Raw genomic sequence first — 21,876 nt, 5'->3', positions numbered from 1 at the left:
GCGCCGGCCTTGGTGACAATATTCGCGGTTCGCGCGACGGCGATAAAGCGGCTCGACACGAATTGACTGGCGGGGTTTGCCGAACAATCGGCGCGCTTGCCCTCAACCGGCACTCAGCCACGCACTGACGACGTCGCCGCCGAGCCCGTCGAGCGCGCCGTCGTACACGATCCGTCCCCGCCCCATCACCGCGACGCGCCGCGCGAGCCGCGGCGCGAGTTGCAGCCGCTGCTCGATCAGCAGGATCGCGACGCCGTCGGCCTGCAGCGCGGCGAGACAGGCGCCCACCTCGTCGACCGCGAGCGGCGCGAGCCCTTCGGCCGGTTCGTCGACGATCAGCACGCGCGGGCGGCCCGCGAGCGCGCGCACCAGCGCGAGCACCTGCTGTTCCCCGCCCGACAGCCGTCCGGCCTTCACGTCCGCCCGCGCGGCCAGCAGCGGAAAGCGCGCGAGCAACCGGTCGAGCGCCGCGCGTTCGGCCGTGCCGTGCACGCCGCGCAGCCCGAGCCGCAGGTTGTCGCGCACGCTCAGTAGCGGAAATACGTCGCGGCTTTCGGCGACGTAAGCGACACCGCGCCGCGCGATCTCGAAGGTGCGCGCGCCGGCGCATTCGGCGCCGGCGACGCGCACCGAACCCGCCGTGCGCACGAGTCCCATCACGGCCTTCGCGAGCGTCGAGCGGCCCGAGCCGTTGCGGCCGAGCAGCGCGAGCGTCTCGCCAGGCGCGAGCGCAAGATCGACACCGTCGAGCACGGGCTGCATCCCGTACCACGCGCGCAGGCCGCGAATATCGAGCAGCACGCTCATGCGCCCTCGCCAAGATAGGCGGCGCGCACGGCCCGGTCCGCGCGGATCGCATCGGGCGCGCCGGTTGCGACCACCGCGCCGCGCACGAGCACCGTGATGCGCTCGGCGAAGCCGAACACCGCATCCATGTCGTGCTCGATCATCAACACCGTGCGGCCCTGCGTCGTCGCACGGATCAGCGCGATCATCCGCGCCGCCTGGTCGCGGTTCATACCGGCCGTCGGTTCGTCGAGCAGCAACGTGCGCGCGCCGCTCGCGAGCGCGATGCCGAGATCGAGCGCGCGCTGTTCCGCATAGCCGAGTTCGCCGGCCGGCGTGTCGCGCCGCGCATCGAGACCTATGTCGGTCAACACGCGCGCGGCCACGCGATCGACCGACGCGGATTCGCGCAGCCGGTTCCACCAGCGCCGCCGCTCGGCCGGCGCATGCAGCGCCGCGCAGCGCAGGTTGTCGAACACGCTCAATCGTGCGAACACGCTCGTCTGCTGGAAACTGCGGCCGATGCCGAGCCGGCTCGCCACGATCGGCCCGCGCCCGCGCAGCTCGACGCCGTGCAGCATGACGCGCCCGCGCGTCGGCCGCGTCACGCCGGCGATCACGCCGAACAGCGTCGACTTGCCCGCACCGTTCGGCCCGATCAGCGCGTGACGCTCGCCGGCCGGGACGTTCAGCTCTATGCCGTCGAGCACGGTCTGCACACCGAAGCGCTGCACGATCCCGTGCAGCGCGATCGCGCTGCCACTCATCGCCCGTCCCCCCGCTCGCCGTGCCCGTGGTTCTGGAACCGTGCGCGCCAGCCCCACAGCAACGCGCCGATGCCGGCCGCCGAGCATGCGACGGCCCAGCCCGCCGGCGCATCGGCGTCGATGCCCCACGCGCCGAACGCGATGCCCGTGCCGTCGTCCTGCGCGAAGCGCCATGCATAGCCGAGCTCGGCCGCGCAGACGATCGCGACGGCCCAGAACGCCCATGCACCGACGCCACACAGCACGCGCCAGCGCTCGGCGGGAGGCGCGTCGCCGCGCAACGCATGCGCCAGCGTCTGCGCGATGCCCGCGATCCCGCGCGGCGCCGCGACGACGACCGCGACGAACAGGAGGCCGAGATACAGCGCCCATGCGCGCGATACGCCCGCGACGACGACGCTCAGCGCGGTCAGCACCACCGCGCCGGCCGCCGGCCCGAAGAATGTGCCGGTGCCGCCGATCACGGCTGCAATCAGCACGGTCGCCGAACGCGCCATCGACACGCTGTCGGGTGTCGCGATCTCGACGTCGATCAGCGTCAACGTGCCGGCAATGCCCGCGAAGAACGACGCGCAGGTCACCATCGCAAGCCGCACGCGACGCGGCTCGGTGCCGAGCGCGGCAACGCGCGCGGGGTTGTCGCGCACCGCGTTCGCGAGCCGCGCGAGCGGCGTGCGCGTCAGCGCGTGCATCGCCACCGCGGAGACGATGCACCATGCGGCGATCACGGCGTAGGCCTGCGTTTGCGCGCCGAAATGCCAGCCGCCCAGAGGCGTGCCGCTCGCGCGGTCGATCGGTACGCCGCCGAGGCCGCCGAACCACGCCGGCACGCTCCACGCCGCGGCCGCGACGCACTCGCCGAGGCCGAGCGTGATCATCGCGAACACGGTGCCCGCGCGGCGTGTCGCGAGCAGGCCGGCGATGAACCCGAAGCCCGCGCCGGCCACGCCGCCGACGAGCGGCAACAGCGGCAGCGGGCCACCGACATGATTGAACCAATGCGCGGCGGCGAATGCGCCGAGGCCCGCGAAGGCTGCATGACTGAACGACAGCAGCCCGGTCGTACCGAGCTGCAGGTTGTACGACAGCGCGAGCACGACGAGCGCGGCCGTCTGTGCGAGATAGCCAAGCACCGCGCCGTGCGGCCACAGCCACGCGGGCAGCGCGACGCACGCGGCGAACAGCACCCAGCGCAGTGCGCCGGCCCGTGCGCGGCTAGCCATCGACACGCTCGCCGAACAGTCCGCGCGGGCGGACGACCAGCACCGCGACGAGCAGCAGGTACGGGACCAGCGGTGCGAGCTGCGCGATCGACACGGCAGCGACGCTGTCGGGCAGCGCGACACCCGACCCTTGCGCGAGGTCGCGCAGCGACGTGTCGCTGGCCGCCGCGAAGGTCTGCGCGAAGCCGACCGCAAGCGACGCGACGAACGCGCCGCCGAGCGAGCCGAGGCCGCCGATCACGACGACCGCGAACACCACCGACCCGACGGTCTCGGCCAGCGCCGGTTCGATCACCGCAAGCGGCGCGCCGATCACGCCGGCCAGCGCCGCGAGCGCGGTGCCGGCGCCGAACAGGCCCGTCATCACGCCCGGCACGTCGTAGCCGAGCGCCTCGACGGCCGCGCGGTGCGTGAGCGCGGCGCGCACGACGAGCCCGATGCGCGACGCGCGCAGCAGCGCGCCGAGCACGATCAGCATCGCCGTGGCAATCGCCATCATGAACAGCCGGTAGCGCGGCAGCGTGAGGCCGAACACGGCCACGGGCGCACCGTCGAACAGCGGCGGCACCGGCGCCGGCAGCGGCGCGAGGCCCCACAGGAGTTTCGCGCCCTCGCCGATCAGGTACGCGAGCCCGACGGTCAGCAGCAGTTCGCTCGTGTGTCCATGCGGCTGTACGCGGCGCAGCAGCCAGCGCTCGCAGCCGGCGCCGAGCAACCCGACCGCGAGCGGCGCGAGCGCGAGCGCGGCCCAGAAACCCGCGCGGGCGGCGATGCTGTATCCCATGTATGCGCCGAGCATGTAGAAGCTCGCATGCGCGAAGTTGAGCACGCCCTGCACGCTGAAGATCAGCGTGAGGCCGGCCGACAGCATGAACAGCAGCAACCCGTAGCTGAGGCCATTGAACGCCTGGAGCGCGAACGCGTGCACCGCGCGCGCCCGTCAGCCGGCGAGGGGTTCGAGCGCCGCGCGCAGCGCGTCGGGCAGCGGCACCGGGCGGCGCGTGCCGCGATCGACGTACACGTGCACGAAATGCCCTTGCGCGGCCGGCGCGGCTTCCCCAGCCGCGAACAGTCCGATCTCGTAGCGCACACTCGACGTGCCGAGCTTCGCGACGCGCAGCCCCGCATCGACCGACTGCGGAAACACGAGCGGCGCGAAGTAGTTGCACTGCGTCTCGACCACGAGCCCGATCGTCTGCCCGTGCTCGACGTCGAGCACACCCGCGCGGATCAGGTATTCGTTCACGACGGTGTCGAAGTAGCTGTAGTAGACGACGTTGTTCACGTGCCCGTAGACGTCGTTGTCCATCCAGCGGGTCGTGATCGGCAGGAAGTGGCGATAGGCTTCGCGGGAACGCGGCTGCGGTTTGTCGGACATGGCGATGGCGGTCAGGATGAAGAGGGCGAAGCGGACGGCGCGCGGTGGCCGTTCGCGACGGCGCGCCGTCCAACGGCGGGATGCCGCGTCGCGATCGCGCGCGGCGCGGCGGATGACATTCCGGGAGCGGCGCGGCCCGTCACTGCCCCGCTCGATCGACGAATTCGAAATCGAGGCCGCGCGCGCGCATCCAGTCGGCCAGCGCGTAGCCGGTGCCGGCGCGCCACGGGCGCAGCAACGGCGGCTCGACGAGCCGGTATTCGAGCAGCTCCGGCGACAGCGCGACGGTGCCCGACGCGCGCACGTGGTACGCGATGATCAGCTCGTTCTTGCGGATGAATTCATAGACGCCGACCAGCGTGACCTGCTCGGCCTTCAGCGCGGTTTCCTCGAACACCTCGCGCGCGATGCCGTCCTCGGGCGTCTCGCCGTTCTCGAGGAAACCGGTGATCAGCGCGAACATCCCTTCCGGCCAGGCCGCATTGCGCGCGAGCAGGATCTTGCCGTCGAGCTCGACGATCGCGGCCACCACCGGCAGCGGGTTGTTCCAGTGCACGTAGCCGCACGCGTCATCCGGGCAGGCCTGGCGGACGCGCCCGCCCTCGTGTTCGGGATCGGCGCGCTCGGTCAGCGGACGCGCGCAGCGCGGGCAAAAACGGTAGTCGGCGGTGGTCATCGATGGGGATCTGGCAGGCGCCGACGGCGGCCGGCAAGCCGCCTCGCACGCCCGCTCGGCGCAGGAAAGGCTTCATTCTAGCGAGTTTGCCCGCGTCGCTGACGATCCGGCCCCGATGATGTCAGGGTTGCATGCGCGGTTGCGCACGCCCGCGTGCGGCCGTCGCCGCGAAGCCGGCGGCACCGACGAGCAAGGCACCCGCCGCGACCCACAGCGCCGGCGAGAACGATCCGAAGCGCGCGGTCAGCGGCGCCGCGACGAGCGGGCCGAGAATCTGCCCGACCCCGTACGACGCGGTCGCATAGCCCATCAGCCCGGCCGCGCGTTCGCCGTGCAGCCGCCGCGCCTCGCGCATCGCGAACAGCGTGATCGCGGTGAACGGCAGGCCGAGCAGCGCGCTCCCGATCGAGAAGCCCGCCGCATTCGGCCAGACGATTCCCGCCGCGATCCCGAGCGCCTGCGTCGCGCAACCGGCGGCGAGCAGCAGCCGGTTGTCCCAGCGGCCGGGCAGCCGCGCGGCCGCGATCGCGCCGACGATCAGCGCAGCGCCGAACATCGGCCAGAACAGGTCCGGCCACGGCGAGCCGGCAGGCAGCGCGGCGCGCGCGATCACTGGCAGGAACGTCGCGGTGATGATGTAGCCGAAACCGGGCATCCCGTACAGGACGACGAGCCATGCGGCGTCGGCCCGATGGCGCCGCGCGTCGTGCGGTGCCGCGTCCGTCGCCGCATGCAGGACGGGCGCGGCCGACGTGGCGCCTGCCGCCGCCGGCACCGGCGCGCTGCCGAACGTGCGCCAGATCGCGATCGACAACACCGCCGACAACGCCGCGAAGCCGAGCCAGCCAGGCGCCGCGCGATGGCCGGCCAGTGCGCTGCCGATCAGGCCCGTCAGCACGATGCCGACGCCAGGCCCCGCGTAGATCACCCCGCTCCACTCGGGCGCGTGCAGTTCGGCGAGCCGCCGCAGCCCCCATTGCGACACGAACACGAACGTCCATGCGCTGACGACGCCCGCGACGAAGCGCACCACGAGCCACACCGGCAGCACATGGCCGACGCCCATCGCGGCGGTCAGCAGCACGGTGGCGGCAAGCCCGAAGCGCACCATCCGCGCGGGCGCGACGCGCATCGCCGCGCAACTGACCGCGCCGACGAAATAGCCCGCGTAGTTCGCGGACGCGAGCCAGCTGCCGGCTTTCAGGCCGATCGAGCCGTCGGCGAGCATCAGCGGCAGCAGCGGCGTGAACGCGAAACGGCCGACGCCGAGCGCGACGGCGAGCCCGATCATGCAGGCAAGCGCGGCCGCGCGGGCGCGACGGTCGGCGTCATCGGAAAGGTGTACGCCGGCGGCACTCGGAGCATCGGAACGGGACATGGCGGCATGGGCCGCGCGGGTTGCGCAACGGCCGGAACGAGAATCGGATTGCTTGTATCGTAGCTTGACCGAACGTTCTCGAAAAACGAATAATTGAGAATCAATCAATCTCACGGAGAGAATCATGGACCTGGCGGCGCTGGCGATTTTCCGGGCCGTCGTGCGCGAGAACGGCATCACGCGCGCGGCGGCGAAGCTCAATCGCGTGCAGTCGAACGTGACGACGCGCATCAAGCAGCTCGAGGAGGAACTCGGCGCGGCGCTGTTCGTGCGCGACGGCCGCCGGCTCGTGCTGACGCCGGCCGGGCATACGCTGCTGCCGTATGCGGAGCGGCTGCTCGAGCTTGCCGACGAGGCGCGCGACGCCGTGCGCGAGGACACGCCGCGCGGGCGGCTGCGGCTCGGCACGATGGAAAGCACGGCCGCAAGCCGGCTGCCGGCCGTGCTCGCGCGCTATCACCATGCGTGGCCCGACGTGTCGCTGGAGCTCGTGACCGGCACGACCGGCTGGCTGATCGACAAGGTGCGCGACTTCGAGATCGACGCGGCGCTGTTCGCGCGGCCGCCCGAGCCGGACACGCTGCCCGACACGTTCGAGACGGCGCCCATCTTCCGCGAGGACCTGGTGCTGCTGACGCCGCGCGGCCATCCGCCGGTGCGCACGCCGCGCGACGTGATCCTGCCGACGCTGATCGCGTTCGAGCGCGGCTGCACGTACCGGAAGTATGTCGAGCGATGGTATGCGGCGCACGGGATGAAACCCGCGCGCGTGCTCGAACTGGGTTCGTATCACGCGATCGTCGCGTGCGTCGCGGCCGGTGCGGGCGTCGCGGTCGCGCCGCGCTCGGTGCTCGAGCTTCAGCCCGAGACCGGCAACGTCGCCGCCCACACGATCGCGGAACTCGAAGCGATCGACACGCTGCTCGCGTGGCGGCACGGTTACGCGTCGGCGGCGCTCGCCGCGTTGCGCGATGCGCTCGGCGATGCCGCGCGGCAGTCGGGAGATTCGCCCACGTTGCCGGCGACGGCATTACCGGCCTGATTCCGCCGCGCCGACGCGCCGGCATGCGCTCATCCTGCGCACCGGCAAAAACAAAACGACCCGACCGGCCACCGCCGATCGGGTCGTTGTTCCGTGCGCTGCGACGGGGTCAGCAAGACCGCATCGCATCAGCCATGTCGATCAAAGACGCTCTTCGACCCAGCCCTTGACGCCTGCCAGCGCGCCCGGCAGGTTCGCCGGTTCCGTGCCGCCTGCCTGCGCCATGTCCGGACGACCACCGCCCTTGCCGCCCACCTGCTGCGCGACGAAGTTCACGAGCTCGCCGGCCTTGACCTTCTTGCTCGCGTCCGGCGTGACGCCCGCGATCAGGCTGACCTTGCCGCCTTCGACGGCCGCGAGCACGATCGCCGCGCTCTTCAGCTTGTCCTTCAGCTTGTCGACCGTTTCGCGCAGCGTCTTCGCGTCGGCACCGTCGAGCGTCGCCGCGAGCACGTACACACCGCCAATTTCGACGGCCTGCTGCGCGAGTTCATCACCCTGGCTCGATGCGAGCTTCGACTTCAGCGCGCCCAGTTCCTTCTCGAGCGACTTCACCTGGTCCTGCACCTGCGCGATGCGCTGCGTGAGCTCCGACGGCTGCGCCTTCAACGCGGCGGCCGCCTGGTTCACGCGGGCGTCGAGCTCCTGCACATAGCGCACCGCGTTGTCGCCGGTGATCGCCTCGACGCGGCGGATGCCGGCCGCGACGCCGCCTTCGACGACGATCTTGAAGAAGCCGATGTCGCCGGTGCGGTGCACGTGCGTGCCGCCGCACAGTTCGCGCGAGAAACCGAGGTCGAGCACGCGCACTTCGTCGCCGTACTTCTCGCCGAACAGCGCCATCGCGCCGCCCTTCACCGCTTCGTCATACGGCATCACGCGCACGATGCCCGGCGCGTTGGCCAGGATTTCGTTGTTGACGATCTGCTCGACGCGACGGATTTCGTCGTCGGTCATCGGCGCGTTGTGCGCGAAGTCGAAGCGGGTCTTCTCCGCGTCGACGAGCGAACCCTTCTGCTGCACGTGCGCGCCGAGCACTTCACGCAGCGCCTTGTGCATCAGGTGGGTGGCCGAGTGGTTGCGCTGCGTGCGTGCGCGGCGCTGCGCGTCGATTTCAGCGCGCAGCACGTCGCCGATCTTCAGCGTGCCCTGTTCGAGCGTGCCGTGGTGACCGATCACGTCGGCCTGCACCTTCAGCGTGTCGGCCACCGCGAAGCGCGTCGACGCATTCGCGAGCACGCCCTGGTCGCCGACCTGGCCGCCCGATTCCGCGTAGAACGGCGTGTGGTCGAGCACGACGACCGCGTCCTGGCCGTGCTTCACTTCGTTGACGGCCGAACCGTCGACGTACAGCGCGACGACCTTCGCGTCGTCGAACGCGATTTCCTCGTAGCCGTGGAAAGTGGTCTTCGCGCCCGAGTATTCGAGGCCCTGCGTGGCCTTGAACTTGCCGGCCGCGCGCGCCTGCTCGCGCTGGCGCGCCATCGCGTCGTCGAACGCCGGCTCGTCGACCGTCATCCCGCGCTCGCGGCACACGTCGGCCGTGAGGTCGAGCGGGAAGCCGTAGGTGTCGTGCAGCTTGAACGCGAGTTCGCCGTCGAGCACCTTGCCGCCCTTCGCCTCGACATCCGCCAGCGCGGCCTCGAGGATCGACATCCCATGTTCGATCGTCTCGAAGAAGCGCTCTTCTTCCTGACGCAGCACGTCCGTCACGCGCTGTTCGGCTTCCTTCAGTTCCGGATACGCGGCGCCCATCTCGGCGACGAGGTCGGCCACCAGCTTGTGGAAGAACGAGCCCTTGCGGCCGAGCTTGTAGCCGTGGCGGATCGCGCGGCGCACGATGCGGCGCAGCACGTAGCCGCGGCCTTCGTTGCCGGGGATCACGCCGTCGACGATCAGGAACGAGCATGCGCGGATGTGATCGGCGATCACCTTCAGCGAGTTGTTGTTCAGGTCGCTGATCTCGGTCACGCGCGCGGCGGCCTTGATCAGGTTCTGGAACAGGTCGATCTCGTAGTTGCTATGCACGTGCTGCAGCACCGCGGCGAGACGCTCGAGGCCCATGCCGGTGTCGACCGACTGCTTCGGCAGGCGCGTCATGTTGCCCTGCGCATCGCGGTTGAACTGCATGAACACGAGGTTCCAGATCTCGATGTAGCGGTCGCCGTCTTCTTCGGGCGATCCCGGCGGACCACCCCAGACTTCCGGGCCGTGGTCGTAGAAGATTTCCGTGCACGGGCCGCACGGGCCCGTGTCGCCCATCGTCCAGAAGTTGTCGGACGCGTAGCGCGCGCCCTTGTTGTCGCCGATGCGGATGATCCGCTCGGTCGGCACGCCGACTTCCTTCGCCCAGATGTCGTAGGCTTCGTCGTCTTCCTGGTAGACGGTGACCCACAGCTTTTCCTTCGGCAGCTTGTAGACCGTGGTCAGCAGCTCCCACGCGAACTTGATCGCGTCATGCTTGAAGTAGTCGCCGAACGAGAAATTGCCGAGCATCTCGAAGAACGTGTGGTGGCGCGCCGTGTAGCCGACGTTCTCGAGGTCGTTGTGCTTGCCGCCCGCGCGCACGCTGCGCTGCGCCGTGGTGGCGCGCGAGTACGGACGCGGGTCCGTGCCGAGGAACACGTCCTTGAACTGGACCATGCCCGAGTTCGTGAACATCAGCGTGGGGTCGTTACCGGGCACGAGGCTCGACGAGCGGACGATCGTGTGGCCCTTCGATTCGAAGAATTTGAGGAATTTCTCGCGGATTTCGGCAGCTTTCATGGCGTGCGGGGAATGTCTGGCTGAGACGGCTTCAAACGCCGGCCGTCCTCGCGGACGCACGGCGGGCAAATATCGTAAACGATCGATTATACGATACAGATCGGCGCCCCAGACGGCAGCGGCCCGGCGCGGCGGACGACCGGCCTGGGCCACCCGTGCGGCCGATTCGCCTTAAGATGCTCGGCATGCCAATCCGCCTTGCCCCGGCCAGGCGAGCCATGAAAGGAGACGATTCGACGATGGGTGCCTTGAGCCATATCCGCGTGCTTGACCTGACCCGCGTGCTCGCGGGCCCTTGGTGCGCCCAGACGCTCGCCGACTTCGGCGCGGACGTAATCAAGGTCGAGCGCCCCGGCGCCGGCGATGACACGCGCCACTGGGGGCCGCCGTACCTGAAGGATGCGAACGGCGCCGATACGGCAGAGGCCGCGTACTATCTCGCGGCGAACCGCAACAAGCGCTCGGTGACGGTCGACATCGCGACGCCGGAAGGCCAGCAGATCGTGCGCGAGCTCGCCGCGCAGAGCGACGTCGTGCTCGAGAACTACAAGGTCGGGCAGTTGAAGAAGTACGGGCTCGATTACGAATCGCTGCGCGCGGTGAAACCCGATCTCGTCTACTGCTCGGTCACGGGCTTTGGCCAGACGGGCCCGTACGCGCACCGCGCGGGCTACGACTTCATCGTCCAGGGAATCGGCGGATTCATGAGCATCACCGGCGAGCGCGACAGCGAGCCGGGCGGCGGCCCGCAGAAGGCCGGTGTCGCGATCGCCGATCTCGCGACGGGCCTCTACTCGACGATCGCGGTGCTCGCCGCGCTTGCGCACCGCGACCGAACGGGCGAAGGCCAGTACATCGACATGGCGCTGCTCGACGTGCAGGTCGCGCTGCTCGCGAACATGAACACCAACTTCCTCGCGAGCGGCAAGCCGCCGGTGCGCTGGGGCAACGCGCACCCGAACATCGTGCCGTACCAGACGTTCCAGACGAGCGACGGCTGGATCATCGTCGCGGTCGGCAACGATGGGCAGTTCCGCAAGTTCGTCGAGGCCGGCGGCCGGCCCGAGCTGGCCGACGACGAACGGTTCGCGACCAACCCGTCGCGCGTGCGCCATCGCGATACGCTGGTGCCGATCCTCGCCGAGATGGTGAAGACGCGCGGCAAGGCCGACTGGATCGGCGCGCTCGAAGCGGCCGGCGTGCCGTGCGGGCCGATCAACGAGCTCGACGAGGTGTTCGACAACGAGCAGGTGGTCGCGCGCGGGATGCAGGTGTCGCTGCCGCACCCGTGCGGCGCGGACGTGAAGCTCGTGCGCAATCCGATCCGGATGAGCGCGACGCCGCCCGATGCGCGCACCGCCCCGCCGCTGCTCGGCGCGCAGACGGAAGACGTACTGCGCGACATGCTCGGTTACGACGCGGCGCGCATTGCGGCGCTGAAGGCGAAGCAGGCGATCTGAACCGACCCGCGACGAGTGCGCCGCGGCGTCTTCCGGGGGCACGCGGCGGCGTGTCCGGGCGCTGGCGGACGCTGACGAATCTATGGACCGGCGGTTGGCAGCTAGCCACTAGCGCGCGAGCGCATCGAGCCAGCCTCGCGCGTCGGGCCAGTCGCCGAGTCCGCTGTCCGCGTTGATGTGGCCGCGGGGGCCGAGGTCATGGAAGGCGCTGCCCCACGCATCCGCGCAGCCGCGCGCGAACGCGATCGAGCCGTACGGATCGTCGCTGCTTGCCACCACGCAGGTCGGAAACGGCAGCCGCTCATGCGGCACCGGCCCGAAGCCGTGCGCGTCGGCCGGAAACGCCGGGCCGGCCGGATCGGGCAACGCGACGAGCAACGCGCCGCGCACCTTCGCGAGCGCGGCCGGCCGCGCGTAGCGGGTCGCCCACCACGCGGTGGTCAACGTGCCGAGGCTGTGCGCGGCGATCGTCACGGGGCCCGGTGCGGTCTCGACCGCGCGGTCGAGCGCGAGACACCAGCCGTTGCGGAACGCGCTGTTCCAGTCCGGCATCGCGACGCGCACGAAACGCGCGTCGGCGCGCTCCCAACGGCTTTGCCAGTGGAGCGGACCGGAGTTGCCGTAGCCCGGCAGCACGAAAACGAGAGAATCGCTCATGGATGGTTCGTCGACGAATGAAGTCGTTATGTAGCGTCGACGAAGTGTCGCACACCCGCTCCTCCCTGATGCTGCCTGTCGAATCGCGGAATGGATGTGCGAAGCGGGAACGGGCCGTGATGCTGCGGCAGCACCGTCACGACCAGCCGGCGCTCACGCGCGCCGGCTTCGATCAGCGCACGCCGGCGCCAACCAGGCCGCCCGCCGCGGCGCCGGCAACCGTGCCGACCGGGCCGCCCGTGATCAGGTAGCCGAGCGCGCCGCCCGCGGCCGCGCCGATACCGGCATTACGTTGCGTATGCGTCATCGCGCATGCGCCGAGTTGCGACAGGGCCGCGACGATTACCGCGGTACGAACGAGAAAAGTGGTCTTCTTCATCATGATTGTTGGCGTCCTCCCGCCAGCAAAAAATACGAATGGCGGAATTGAATCGGTAAAGCCATCATAGGAAAAGCCGAATGCGCCGGGCAATCCGATTTACGTCGTGTTACAGCCGACACACAATCGAGATATTGCGGTTCCGCGCCGCGAACCGGCGCGCCCGGTGGCGCAACCCGCGCGGGACGGACCCCGGTCAGGTAGAATTACGGGATTACCCCGGCGCGACGCGCCGACACAACCTGACGCCAACCGCATGAGCACCGAACGCAACGACGCCCCCGCGGCTTCCAACTTCATCCGCAACATCATCGACGACGACAACCGCACCGGCAAATGGGGCGGCCGCGTCGAGACGCGCTTTCCGCCCGAGCCGAACGGCTATCTGCACATCGGCCATGCCAAGAGCATCTGCCTGAACTTCAGCGTCGCGCGCGACTACGGCGGCGTGTGCCACCTGCGCTTCGACGACACGAACCCGGAAAAGGAAAGCGTCGAGTACGTCGACTCGATCGTCGACGCGGTCCGCTGGCTCGGCTTCGACTGGCGCAAGGATGCGGTCGATCACCAGTATTTCGCGAGCGACTACTACGACAAGCTGTACGAATTCGCCGAGTTGCTGATCCAGCGCGGCAAGGCATACGTCGACAGCCAGAGCGCCGAGGAAATGCGCGCGAACCGCGGCTCGCTGACCGAAGGCGGCAAGCCGTCGCCGTTCCGCGACCGTTCGCCCGAGGAAAACCTCGACCTGTTCCGCCGCATGAAGGGCGGCGAGTTCAAGGAAGGCGAGCACGTGCTGCGCGCGAAGATCGACATGGCTTCGCCGAACATGAACATGCGCGATCCGGTGATCTACCGGATCCGCTACGCGCATCACTACCGCACCGGCGACGCGTGGTGCGTGTATCCGATGTACGACTACACGCACTGCATCTCGGATGCGCTCGAAGGCATCACGCATTCGCTGTGCACGCTCGAGTTCGAGGATCACCGCCCGCTGTACGACTGGGTGCTGAACGAACTCGCGGAAGCCGGCGTGTTCACGCGCCCGCTGCCGCAGCAAATCGAATTCTCGCGCCTGAACCTCACGTACGCGATCACCAGCAAGCGCAAGCTGCTGCAACTCGTCACCGAAGGCCACGTCGACGGCTGGGACGACCCGCGGATGCCGACGATCGTCGGCGTGCGACGCCGCGGCTTCACGCCGGAGAGCATCCACTTGTTCTGCGACCGGATCGGCGTGACGAAGATCGATTCGTGGATCGACATGAGCGTCTTCGAAGGCGCGCTGCGCGACGACCTCGACGACAAGGCGGCGCGTACGGTCGCGGTGCTCGATCCGCTGAAGCTCGTGATCGACAACTATCCGGAAGGCCTGGAAGAAGCGTGCACGGCGCCCGTGCATCCGCATCACCCGGAGCGCGGCGTGCGCACGTTCCCGATCTCGCGCGAGCTGTGGATCGAACGCGAGGACTTCGTCGAGAACCCGCCGAAGGGTTATTTCCGTCTGTTCCCGGGCAACAAGGTGCGCCTGCGATACGGCTACGTGATCGAGTGCACGGGCTTCGACAAGGATGCCGACGGCAACGTGACGGCCGTGCACTGCAATTACTTCCCGGACAGCAAGTCGGGCACCGAAGGCGCGAACAACTACAAGGTCAAGGGCAACATCCACTGGGTCAGCGTGAAGCATGCGCAGGCGGCCGAAGTGCGGATCTACGACCGGCTGTTCAAGGTGCCGCATCCGGACGCGGGCGGTGCGAACTTCCTCGAGGCGCTGAATCCGGATTCGAAGAAGGTCACGCAGGCCTACGTCGAACCGGGCGCCGGCGACGTTGCACCGGAAACGCGCCTCCAGTTCGAGCGTCACGGCTATTTCGTCGCCGACCGCTTCGATTCGAAACCGGGCAAGCCCGTGTTCAACCGGATCGTCGGGCTGCGCGACAGCTGGGGCAAGCCGGCCTGACGGCCTGCTCCATGCGCAGCGCACGGCTCCAAGCCGGCGTCGCGTGACGATAAAAAAACCGGCCTTCGGGCCGGTTTTTTTATTGCGCGCGCGGGATCGTCGGGATCGTCGGGATCGAAGCGGCAGCGCTCACGCGCCCGCCAGTCGCCGGTGCAGATCCGCGAGCGACAGCGTCGTGCGAAACAACCGCGCGAGGCTGCGGCTCGCATATGCGTCGACGTCGCCGGGCGCGGTCCAGCGATACGCGTCCATCTCGGGAATCGGCGAGCCGTCGCGACGGCTCGGGAACATCGACGTGCACGTGCAGTGCGCGGGATCGATCTCGTCGTCCGCGACCTGCACCGCGAACAGGTGCAGGTCCTTGTCGTGACGATATGCGAAGCGGCCGAGATCGAGCAGACGCGCAGCCGCGAGTTCGATGCCGGTTTCCTCGCGCAGCTCCCGCAGCGCCGCGTCGGCCGGCGACTCGCCGGGCTCGCCCTGCCCCTTCGGGATGTCCCAGTGCGTGGTATCCGTCGCGTGCGCGAGGAACACGCGGCCGGCCCCGTCGAGAATCACGACGCCGCACGATACCGTGCGCCGCGCACCGCTACGCTTCATTGCTCGCGCGCTCAGCGTTTCTGCAGCTGCCACTTGCCCGCGGCGGTCTTGCAGTAGACGGGCTTGAGCGTCATCGTCTGGCCCTTCGCGGTAATGTCGGTGGCGATTTCGCGGCAGGTCTTGCCGTCGTTCTCGGACGTCGACGGCGTGAGCTTCGCGTCGATCTGCGTGCCGCGGCCGCTGCTCTGCCACGTCGTGGTCTCGCCGTCCTTGCCTTCGTCGCGCACCTGCACGACGGCCTTGGCCAGCGACGCGCGGTCGGTCTTGCTGAAGTAGGCCAGCGGCGTGTCGTTCAGGAAGCCCAGGTTGCTTTGTGCGTGGGCGGGCAGCATCGCGGCTGCGCACGCGGCGCCGGCCAGCACGCGCGTGACGACGGAAAGGGATGCACGCATCGACATGTGTTGTTCTCCTTGGATGTTCGATCGAACGGCATGGCGCGCGGCCGGCGACCCGGCACGCGCCACGCCCGTCAGCCAGCGAGCATAGCATGCGTGCCGCAACGCGCGTCTTCTAGCGCGCGGCCGACGTGGCCGCCGGTTGATATCCGTCGGTCAGCGTGTTCAGGAATGCGATCACGTCCTTGATCTCGGCCGCGTTCAGCGCGGGTGCGTCGCCGCGCTTGCGGTCGAACGGCGGCTCGCGGTTGATGTTCGGCCAGTAGCGCTTCGGCAGGTCGTCATACATCTGCACCTTGCCGTGCACGACCGGATAGAACTTCTCCGGATGGATGTCGCGCTCGACATAGAAGCGCATCACATCCTCGAGCGAGTGGTACACGCCGTTGTGGAAGAACGTCTTGCGCAACGCGACGTTGCGCAGTGACGGTGTGCGGAACAGCCCGCAGAATTCGTCGCGGCCCTTCAGGTCGGTGCGCTCGGGGCCGCACGCGCCCAGATCGTAGAAGCGCGGATCGCGATTGACGGGCAGCGCGCGGTTGCGCGGCACCGCGATCGCGATCAGGCCGAAATCGCTGAACTGCGGCGGCCCCCCTTCGAGCGTGCGCTGGCTCACGTGACAGCTCGCGCAGTTGCCCTTCTTTTCGTCGTTGAACAGCTGCAGCCCGTGCAACTCGGCGGGCGTGAGTTGCGCGTGGCCGGCCAGATACGCGTCGTACTTGCTCGTGTACGGATCGAACAATGCCGGCTGCTGCTGGAATGCGTCGAGCGCACGCAGCACCGCTGCGAAAGTCGCCTGGTCGTCGCCGAGGACCCGATCGCCGAATGCCTTACGGAACGCGTCGGCATAGGGCGCGGCACGCACCGCCTTCGCGACCCGCGCCGGCGAGCTGCTCATCTCGAATGGCGACGTGAGGGGAATACGCGCCTGCGCATCGCGCGTGTCGACTCGACCGTCCCAGGTCAATCCGCCGGTCGGGCCTGCATCGATGCTTTCGTCGCCTTCGTCGGGCGAATCGTGGAAGTGCTCGCTGAATGGCGGAATGCCGCGCACGTACTTCAGCGACGGCACCGCGCGAAAACCCATGCGATGCATGTCGTCGCCGCCGAGCTGCACCGACAGCGCGTTCGGCGGGCCGAACGCATGCTCGGCGCTATGACACGACGCGCATGCGAGCTTGCCGGAGCCGGACAGCGACGGATCGAAGAACAACTGCTTGCCGAGCGCCGTCATCTGCTTCACGCCCTCGAAGACCTGCGCGCGTGTCTGCGGCTGGCTGGCGGGCGCGACCGCCGGGGTAGCCGAAGCGGCTTGGGCCGCCGACACGACGGAGACTGTCTGCGCGTTCGCACCGGGCCGCGCATCGCAACCGGCGAGCGGCGCGAGCCCGCCCATCAGCGCGAGCGTCGCCGCGGCGGGGATCAACGATCGCGCGAATGCGAGTGATTTCAGAAGGCTGTGCATCGTCGTTCTTCTTGTAGCGGTGGGCAATCGGCCGGAGCTTATGTCAGTTCCGTGACGGATGCATGACGTTCGACCGACAGTCAATTGAAAGCGCCCCTACACCCGGCTGTCAAACGGGTTCCAGATAATGCGCGCAGCCGGTTGATGCCCCGTGGCTCCTGCGCCGGCCCGACGCCAACCTGGTTCCCACACGCGACAAACAACGAAAGAGAGAACATCGCATGAAGAAGCACGCCTGGATTCGCTACACGCCGATCGCCCTCGCGACCGCGCTCAGCCTGACCGCCTGCGGCGGCGACGATGTCACGCAGCAAGGCCTGTCGGCCGTCAAGAACGTCGTCGTGATCTACGCGGAAAACCGCAGCTTCGACAACCTCTACGGCAACTTCCCGGGCGCGAACGGTCTGCAGAACGCAACGGCTGCGAACTCGGTGCAGAAGGATCGCGACGGCTCGACGATGGCGACGCTGCCGAAGGTCTGGGGTGGCCTGACCGCAACCGGCATCACGCCCGCGGTCACCGAAGCGATGACGGCGAACCTGCCGAACGCACCGTTCGCGATCGACGATCCCAACGGCTTCAACCAGTCGATGAGCATCGCGACGCGCGACATCGTGCACCGCTTCTACCAGGACCAGATGCAGATCAACGGCGGCAAGAACGACATGTACGCCGCATGGACCGATGCGGGCGGCCTGACGATGGGCCACTACACGCCGGATCCGTCGAAGCTGCCGCTGTGGAAGATCGCGCAGCAATACGTGCTGGCCGACAACTTCTTCATGGGCGCGTTCGGCGGCTCGTTCCTGAACCACCAGTACCTGATCTGCGCATGCGCGCCGTTCTACGCGAACGCCGACAAAAGTCCGGCGGCCGGCAAGATCGCAGTCCTGAACGCCGACGGCAAGTCGCTGGCAGTCGCCTCGAACTCGCCGGCATCGGCACTGAGCGGCCCGCCGAAGTTCGTCAACGACGGCGCACTGACGCCGGACTTCTACGGTGTCAACACGATGCAGCCGGCGTACCAGCCGAGCGGTAACAAGGCCGCCACGGGCGGCGACCCGCTGCTCGCCGACCCGGCCAATCCTTCGACGATGCCGCCGCAGACGGCGACCAACATCGGCGACCTGATGACCAATGCAAACGTGTCGTGGGCATGGTATAGCGGTGCATGGGGCCAGGCGCTGCAGGCGAGCCAGAACGGCACGTCGAACGTGATCTACGGCGCCGACCTCTCGACGCCGAACTTCCAGCCGCACCATCAGCCGTTCAACTACTACGCGAATCAGGCACCGGGTACCGCGAGCCGCGCGCAGCACCTGCTCGACGGCGGCGCGAACGGCGCGGAATTCATCAAGGCGATCGACGCCGGCACGCTGCCGCAAGTCACGTTCTACAAGCCGCAGGGCAACCTGAACGAGCACCCGGGGTACACGGACGTCACCTCCGGCGATCAGCACATCGCGGACGTGATCGCGCACCTGCAGGCCAGCCCGCAGTGGAAGAACATGGTCGTGGTCGTCACGTACGACGAAAACGGCGGCTTCTGGGATCACGCCGCGCCGCCGAGCGGCGATCGCTGGGGCCCCGGCACCCGCATTCCGGCGCTGATCGTGTCGCCGTTCGCGAAGAAGGGTTTCGTGGACCATACGCAGTACGACACGGGTTCGATCCTGCGCTTCATCACGCGTCGCTTCTCGCTGCCGCGCCTCGCGGGCCTGCAGCAGCGCGACGACGCGCTGAAGGCGAACGGCGCGCAGCCGATGGGCGACCTGACGAACGCGCTCACGCTGACGCCGAACCTGTAACGGCATCGCGGCGAACGGGCCGGCCGCAGAGCCGGCCCGGACGAACGAAGGGCGACCCCGCGGGGTCGCCCTTTTTTCATGCGCGCGCGGTGCCGCGCGGCCGCGTCACCAGCCGTACTTCAGCTCGATGCCGGCGTAGTCCGCGTTGTGCCCGCCCGCCTGCCGGATCGCGTCGCCGACCTGAAAGTGCACGGCCTCGACCGCGCCGATCAGGTTCGCGGCGATCGTCCAGTCCGCGCGCAACTGCACGTACATCCCCGTCCACAGGCCGCCCTTGCCTGCCGTGCCGGGCACCGCGACGTTCGGCTGCTGATAGACGGCGTCGCCGGTGGTCTCGCGCCACTGGAAGCCGAGCGCGCCGAGCAGCGACAGGTTCGGCGACGGCTTCAGCGTCACCGACGGCTTCACGTGGATCAGGTTCGAGTAGCCCGTGTAGCCGGCCAGCGTGAAGTAATAGCCGTTCGGAAAGAGCGGGTTGAAGGTGCCGACGCGGCCGTCGTGCGGATGCCGGTCACCCGATGCCGCATCGACCTGCAGCGCGATGCGCGGCGACCACGGCGCATCGAGCTTGTAGCCCGCGATCGAGCCGACGGCCCACGCACCGATCGTGTCGTTACCGACAGTCCCCGTCTGCAGCATCGTCTCGAGATCCCAGTCGAAGCGGCCCTGCGTGCCGGTGTAGCGCAGGTCCCACACGTCGCGATGCTCGGGGCCGCTCGCATCGAGGAAACGCGCGTTGCTGCGGTTGTAGCGCGACCAGTAGCCGGACAGATCCCCCGGCCCGACCGACTGCCGCTCGAAGCGCACGCCGCTGAACGTGAGATCGCGGTTCGACACGTCATCGAACGCGGACACCGTGCGGTTCTGCACGGGCTGCGTCGCGTACGCGATGAAGCGCCACTTTTGATATTCGTAGTCGGCCCACACTGCATCGAACGCCTGCCGCACGTTCGGGCCATCGCGCGTGGCAATGAAGCGCTGCAAGTCGAACGCCATTTCCTGCCGGCCGACGCGGAACTTGAACGTGCCGCCGCCGAGCGCGCCCGTGTAGGTCGCGAACGCCTGTTCGAGATCGAGCGGGTTCTTGTCGACCGGCGAGATCGTGTTCTTGCCGAATGCGCGGTCGTCCTGCAACTGCACGAAGAACTGCCAGTGCTGGCCCAGATGCGCATCGGCATGCACTTCGACGCGCTGGATCAGGTACGTATCCGATTGCGCGGAGCCGATCCCGAACAGCGGCGCGTTGTTGGTCTCCAGCCGCTCGCGCAGGTTCACGCCGAGCGACAGATAGGAGGCCGGATCATTGCCGAGCGGAATGTATTTGAGCCCGTCGAGCGGCGCGCGCGGCACGCACGGATTCGCCAGCACCGACCAGTCTTCCTGCCAGCGATTGAACAGCACCGTCGGCCGCTTCGCCGTGCATGTCGAAGCAGTTGCGTCACCGGGTGTCGATGTCGACGTGGATGTCGCCGCCGTTTCCGCGAACACTGCGTCGGCGCCCGCGAACAGCAGGCTCGCGACGATGGACAAGCGCGCGGCCTGCCCGACGCGGCGGCCGTGGCGCCTCCCTTGGCTCCCCCGCTCCCGCGCGATCATGCGCGCTCCTGCGTGGCCGGTCCGGCCGCCTGCGCCGCACACAGTGCGAGCATCGCAAGTGCGCCGACGGGTACGAGCAGCGCCAGGAATCCGACCTGGCGGAACCCGAGCGCACCGCCCGCCGCGCCGAGCGCGAATGCGACGATCGCCGGCAGCATCTTGCCGAAGCGCGCCCGCGCCGCCGCGCGCGCGGTGTCTGCGGTGCCGGCCGACAGCAGGTCGACGACATCGAGGATCGCCTGCGTCACGTTGCCCGTCATCACCGTATTCGGCACGCCGCCCGCGCGCGGAATCACGCGCGGATGCGCGTTCTGCACACCCATCGCGAACGTACCGACAATGCCGGCCACGAGCGCCGGCAACGCGTCGGGCTGCGTGACGGGCGTCGCCCACACACCGGCCGCGCAGAAGCCGAGCAGCAGCACGGCCTGCACCGCGTGCAGCGCGCGCGCACCCTGCCAGGCGGGCCGCCCGGACATCGACCGCGCGATCAGGCTGCTCGCGATCACGCCGCACACGAACGCGGGAAACACGCTGAGCTTCAGCACGACACCCTGGCCGAAGCCCGCGATGCCCGCGCCGATCAGCACGAAGTTGCCGGTCACGTGTGCGGTGAACAGCCCGAACAGCGCGACGAAGCTCAGCGTGTCGACGAAGCCGGCCACCGCGGCAAGGAGCGTGTCTTCGTGCTTCATCGCGCGGCGCTCGCATGGATCTCGGCGACATAGCCGCCCGGGAACTGCACGAGTGCTGCGTCGCGCCCATCCGCCGTGAACGGCGGCACGAGCACGGTCGCACCCGCGGCTTCGGCCTTCTTCAGCGTCGCGGCGAGATCGGGCACGTCGTAGCCGGTCATCTCGCGCCCGAACGGGTAAGGCAGATGGCCGTCGGTCACGAGCACGGTCATCTTGCCGAAGCCCGACTCGATGCGGATGCGGCGGTACGTGTCGTTCGGCCGGCCGATCTCGATGCCCGGCGCCTTCAGGGTGTCCGACACCACCTTGCCCTTCGAGAACTTGACGAAGTCGTGCACGAACTTGCGTACGCTTTGCGGCGACACGTAGACGCGGTTCTCAGGGATCGTCTGCAACGCGTCGTAGTTCGGCGCCTGCGTATGCCAGTAGAGCTGCATCTTCACGCCGCCCGCCCACGCAATGACCGCATCGCGGCCGATGGGATCCGGGAATGTGTCGACGATCACGTCGGCACCGTGCTCGCGCGCCGACTTCACGGCGACGTCCATGTCCGTGACGAGATAGCCGGTGCGCTCCGAGCAGAACGGATACGGGATCGGTGTCTTGAAGCCGAACACCGAGATCGTGCCGACGGGCGTCAACACGAGCTGCGACATCGTCTGGCTCGGTGTCGGCGTGACCTGGAACACGCCCTGCTTCGACTTCTTGCCGCCGAACGTCGCGACCAAGCTGTCGGTGAAGCGGTCGAAGTCTTCCGGTGCCACGCACACGTGCGTCGTATCGTACTGCGGACCGACGGCAACCGTGGGCGCGACGGCGGGCGGCACCGGCGGTTTCGC

General features: G+C 68.7%; 20 protein-coding genes. 4 read left to right on the top strand and 16 right to left on the bottom strand.

All coding sequences use genetic code 11. The features are described from left to right. Nucleotides 1-102: 102 nt before the first annotated feature. From WS75_RS17845 to WS75_RS17815, 7 genes are all read right to left on the bottom strand, one after another. Nucleotides 103-807, bottom strand: coding sequence for an ABC transporter ATP-binding protein (locus WS75_RS17845; protein WP_059681718.1), 705 nt, complete (start codon nucleotides 805-807; stop codon nucleotides 103-105). Beyond that, nucleotides 804-1,553 carry an ABC transporter ATP-binding protein gene (locus WS75_RS17840; RefSeq protein ID WP_059681717.1) on the bottom strand — a complete coding sequence of 250 codons (750 nt, stop codon included), beginning with the start codon at nucleotides 1,551-1,553 and terminating at the stop codon, nucleotides 804-806. The genes WS75_RS17845 and WS75_RS17840 overlap by 4 nt, the downstream gene beginning before the upstream one ends. After that, nucleotides 1,550-2,776, bottom strand: coding sequence for a branched-chain amino acid ABC transporter permease (locus WS75_RS17835; RefSeq protein WP_059681716.1), 1,227 nt, complete (start codon nucleotides 2,774-2,776; stop codon nucleotides 1,550-1,552). Before WS75_RS17835 ends, WS75_RS17840 begins: the two co-directional genes overlap by 4 nt. Next, nucleotides 2,769-3,704 (bottom strand): branched-chain amino acid ABC transporter permease, encoded by a 936-nt coding sequence (locus WS75_RS17830; protein ID WP_059681715.1) that lies wholly within the window; start codon nucleotides 3,702-3,704, stop codon nucleotides 2,769-2,771. Before WS75_RS17830 ends, WS75_RS17835 begins: the two co-directional genes overlap by 8 nt. A gap of 12 nt (nucleotides 3,705-3,716) precedes the next feature. Next, nucleotides 3,717-4,154, bottom strand: a complete 438-nt coding sequence (locus WS75_RS17825; RefSeq protein WP_059681714.1) for an acyl-CoA thioesterase — start codon at nucleotides 4,152-4,154, stop codon at nucleotides 3,717-3,719. Between the two features lie 139 nt (nucleotides 4,155-4,293). Continuing rightward, nucleotides 4,294-4,830, bottom strand: a complete 537-nt coding sequence (locus WS75_RS17820) for an NUDIX domain-containing protein (RefSeq protein WP_059681713.1) — start codon at nucleotides 4,828-4,830, stop codon at nucleotides 4,294-4,296. Between the two features lie 121 nt (nucleotides 4,831-4,951). Continuing rightward, nucleotides 4,952-6,208: a YbfB/YjiJ family MFS transporter gene (locus tag WS75_RS17815; protein WP_059681712.1), complete on the bottom strand. Its 1,257-nt coding sequence runs from the start codon at nucleotides 6,206-6,208 to the stop codon at nucleotides 4,952-4,954. Nucleotides 6,209-6,332: 124 nt separating this feature from the next. Between WS75_RS17815 and WS75_RS17810 the strand changes: the two genes are divergently transcribed. Continuing rightward, nucleotides 6,333-7,250 (top strand): LysR family transcriptional regulator, encoded by a 918-nt coding sequence (locus WS75_RS17810; protein ID WP_059681711.1) that lies wholly within the window; start codon nucleotides 6,333-6,335, stop codon nucleotides 7,248-7,250. Nucleotides 7,251-7,391: 141 nt separating this feature from the next. Here the strand turns inward: WS75_RS17810 and alaS are convergent, their stop codons facing one another. Next, the gene (gene alaS / locus WS75_RS17805; protein WP_059681710.1) at nucleotides 7,392-10,016 is read right to left on the bottom strand and encodes an alanine--tRNA ligase; all 2,625 of its coding nucleotides are present in this window, start codon (nucleotides 10,014-10,016) and stop codon (nucleotides 7,392-7,394) included. A gap of 239 nt (nucleotides 10,017-10,255) precedes the next feature. Here alaS and WS75_RS17800 point away from each other — a divergent pair, with 239 nt between their 5' ends. Then, nucleotides 10,256-11,476 (top strand): CaiB/BaiF CoA transferase family protein, encoded by a 1,221-nt coding sequence (locus WS75_RS17800; RefSeq protein ID WP_059681709.1) that lies wholly within the window; start codon nucleotides 10,256-10,258, stop codon nucleotides 11,474-11,476. Nucleotides 11,477-11,584: 108 nt separating this feature from the next. On the opposite strand, the gene WS75_RS17795 is transcribed toward WS75_RS17800, so the two are convergent. Together WS75_RS17795 and WS75_RS17790 are read right to left on the bottom strand one after the other, a co-directional pair. Further along, a complete protein-coding gene (locus WS75_RS17795) occupies nucleotides 11,585-12,133 on the bottom strand; it encodes an RBBP9/YdeN family alpha/beta hydrolase (RefSeq protein WP_059681708.1) in 549 nt (182 codons plus the stop codon). A 172-nt stretch (nucleotides 12,134-12,305) separates the two neighbouring features. Then, nucleotides 12,306-12,515, bottom strand: coding sequence for an ornithine acetyltransferase (locus WS75_RS17790; protein ID WP_006497729.1), 210 nt, complete (start codon nucleotides 12,513-12,515; stop codon nucleotides 12,306-12,308). 253 nt (nucleotides 12,516-12,768) lie between these two features. Here WS75_RS17790 and WS75_RS17785 point away from each other — a divergent pair, with 253 nt between their 5' ends. Next, the gene (locus WS75_RS17785; RefSeq protein ID WP_059681707.1) at nucleotides 12,769-14,478 is read left to right on the top strand and encodes a glutamine--tRNA ligase/YqeY domain fusion protein; all 1,710 of its coding nucleotides are present in this window, start codon (nucleotides 12,769-12,771) and stop codon (nucleotides 14,476-14,478) included. A 129-nt stretch (nucleotides 14,479-14,607) separates the two neighbouring features. On the opposite strand, the gene WS75_RS17780 is transcribed toward WS75_RS17785, so the two are convergent. From WS75_RS17780 to WS75_RS17770, 3 genes are all read right to left on the bottom strand, one after another. Further along, complete coding sequence (locus WS75_RS17780) at nucleotides 14,608-15,078, bottom strand: NUDIX hydrolase (RefSeq protein WP_059681706.1); 471 nt, start codon at nucleotides 15,076-15,078, stop codon at nucleotides 14,608-14,610. A gap of 11 nt (nucleotides 15,079-15,089) precedes the next feature. Then, complete coding sequence (locus tag WS75_RS17775) at nucleotides 15,090-15,476, bottom strand: hypothetical protein (RefSeq protein WP_059681705.1); 387 nt, start codon at nucleotides 15,474-15,476, stop codon at nucleotides 15,090-15,092. Nucleotides 15,477-15,588: 112 nt separating this feature from the next. Then, nucleotides 15,589-16,938 (bottom strand): cytochrome-c peroxidase, encoded by a 1,350-nt coding sequence (locus tag WS75_RS17770; protein WP_059681704.1) that lies wholly within the window; start codon nucleotides 16,936-16,938, stop codon nucleotides 15,589-15,591. 221 nt (nucleotides 16,939-17,159) lie between these two features. Between WS75_RS17770 and WS75_RS17765 the strand changes: the two genes are divergently transcribed. Beyond that, nucleotides 17,160-18,746, top strand: a complete 1,587-nt coding sequence (locus WS75_RS17765) for an acid phosphatase (RefSeq protein WP_059681703.1) — start codon at nucleotides 17,160-17,162, stop codon at nucleotides 18,744-18,746. A gap of 105 nt (nucleotides 18,747-18,851) precedes the next feature. Here the strand turns inward: WS75_RS17765 and WS75_RS17760 are convergent, their stop codons facing one another. The 3 genes from WS75_RS17760 to WS75_RS17750 form a co-directional block, all read right to left on the bottom strand. After that, nucleotides 18,852-20,342, bottom strand: coding sequence for an alginate export family protein (locus tag WS75_RS17760; RefSeq protein ID WP_059681756.1), 1,491 nt, complete (start codon nucleotides 20,340-20,342; stop codon nucleotides 18,852-18,854). Next, nucleotides 20,339-21,037: a YoaK family protein gene (locus WS75_RS17755; RefSeq protein WP_059681702.1), complete on the bottom strand. Its 699-nt coding sequence runs from the start codon at nucleotides 21,035-21,037 to the stop codon at nucleotides 20,339-20,341. Before WS75_RS17755 ends, WS75_RS17760 begins: the two co-directional genes overlap by 4 nt. Then, the coding region (locus WS75_RS17750) for a hypothetical protein (RefSeq protein WP_059681701.1) at nucleotides 21,034-21,876 on the bottom strand (843 nt) is incomplete at its 5' end. The genes WS75_RS17755 and WS75_RS17750, both read right to left, overlap by 4 nt.

It is taken from the genome of Burkholderia sp. FL-7-2-10-S1-D7 (assembly GCF_001524185.1).
Taxonomy (GTDB): domain Bacteria; phylum Pseudomonadota; class Gammaproteobacteria; order Burkholderiales; family Burkholderiaceae; genus Burkholderia; species Burkholderia diffusa.
This window is presented reverse-complemented; position numbering and strand designations above follow the sequence as displayed.

Excerpts from the sequence above, each read along its gene's own strand:
- WS75_RS17845 (WP_059681718.1), bottom strand. The coding sequence starts at position 807 with ATGAGCGTGCTGCTCGATATTCGCGGCCTGCGCGCGTGGTACGGGATG.
- WS75_RS17800 (WP_059681709.1), top strand. The coding sequence starts at position 10,256 with ATGGGTGCCTTGAGCCATATCCGCGTGCTTGACCTGACCCGCGTGCTC.
- WS75_RS17790 (WP_006497729.1), bottom strand. The coding sequence starts at position 12,515 with ATGATGAAGAAGACCACTTTTCTCGTTCGTACCGCGGTAATCGTCGCG.
- WS75_RS17810 (WP_059681711.1), top strand. The coding sequence starts at position 6,333 with ATGGACCTGGCGGCGCTGGCGATTTTCCGGGCCGTCGTGCGCGAGAAC.
- WS75_RS17765 (WP_059681703.1), top strand. The coding sequence starts at position 17,160 with ATGAAGAAGCACGCCTGGATTCGCTACACGCCGATCGCCCTCGCGACC.
- WS75_RS17835 (WP_059681716.1), bottom strand. The coding sequence starts at position 2,776 with ATGGCTAGCCGCGCACGGGCCGGCGCACTGCGCTGGGTGCTGTTCGCC.
- WS75_RS17825 (WP_059681714.1), bottom strand. The coding sequence starts at position 4,154 with ATGTCCGACAAACCGCAGCCGCGTTCCCGCGAAGCCTATCGCCACTTC.
- WS75_RS17840 (WP_059681717.1), bottom strand. The coding sequence starts at position 1,553 with ATGAGTGGCAGCGCGATCGCGCTGCACGGGATCGTGCAGCGCTTCGGT.
- WS75_RS17785 (WP_059681707.1), top strand. The coding sequence starts at position 12,769 with ATGAGCACCGAACGCAACGACGCCCCCGCGGCTTCCAACTTCATCCGC.
- WS75_RS17795 (WP_059681708.1), bottom strand. The coding sequence starts at position 12,133 with ATGAGCGATTCTCTCGTTTTCGTGCTGCCGGGCTACGGCAACTCCGGT.
- WS75_RS17820 (WP_059681713.1), bottom strand. The coding sequence starts at position 4,830 with ATGACCACCGCCGACTACCGTTTTTGCCCGCGCTGCGCGCGTCCGCTG.
- WS75_RS17760 (WP_059681756.1), bottom strand. The coding sequence starts at position 20,342 with ATGATCGCGCGGGAGCGGGGGAGCCAAGGGAGGCGCCACGGCCGCCGC.
- alaS (WP_059681710.1), bottom strand. The coding sequence starts at position 10,016 with ATGAAAGCTGCCGAAATCCGCGAGAAATTCCTCAAATTCTTCGAATCG.
- WS75_RS17780 (WP_059681706.1), bottom strand. The coding sequence starts at position 15,078 with ATGAAGCGTAGCGGTGCGCGGCGCACGGTATCGTGCGGCGTCGTGATT.
- WS75_RS17815 (WP_059681712.1), bottom strand. The coding sequence starts at position 6,208 with ATGTCCCGTTCCGATGCTCCGAGTGCCGCCGGCGTACACCTTTCCGAT.
- WS75_RS17755 (WP_059681702.1), bottom strand. The coding sequence starts at position 21,037 with ATGAAGCACGAAGACACGCTCCTTGCCGCGGTGGCCGGCTTCGTCGAC.
- WS75_RS17770 (WP_059681704.1), bottom strand. The coding sequence starts at position 16,938 with ATGCACAGCCTTCTGAAATCACTCGCATTCGCGCGATCGTTGATCCCC.
- WS75_RS17775 (WP_059681705.1), bottom strand. The coding sequence starts at position 15,476 with ATGTCGATGCGTGCATCCCTTTCCGTCGTCACGCGCGTGCTGGCCGGC.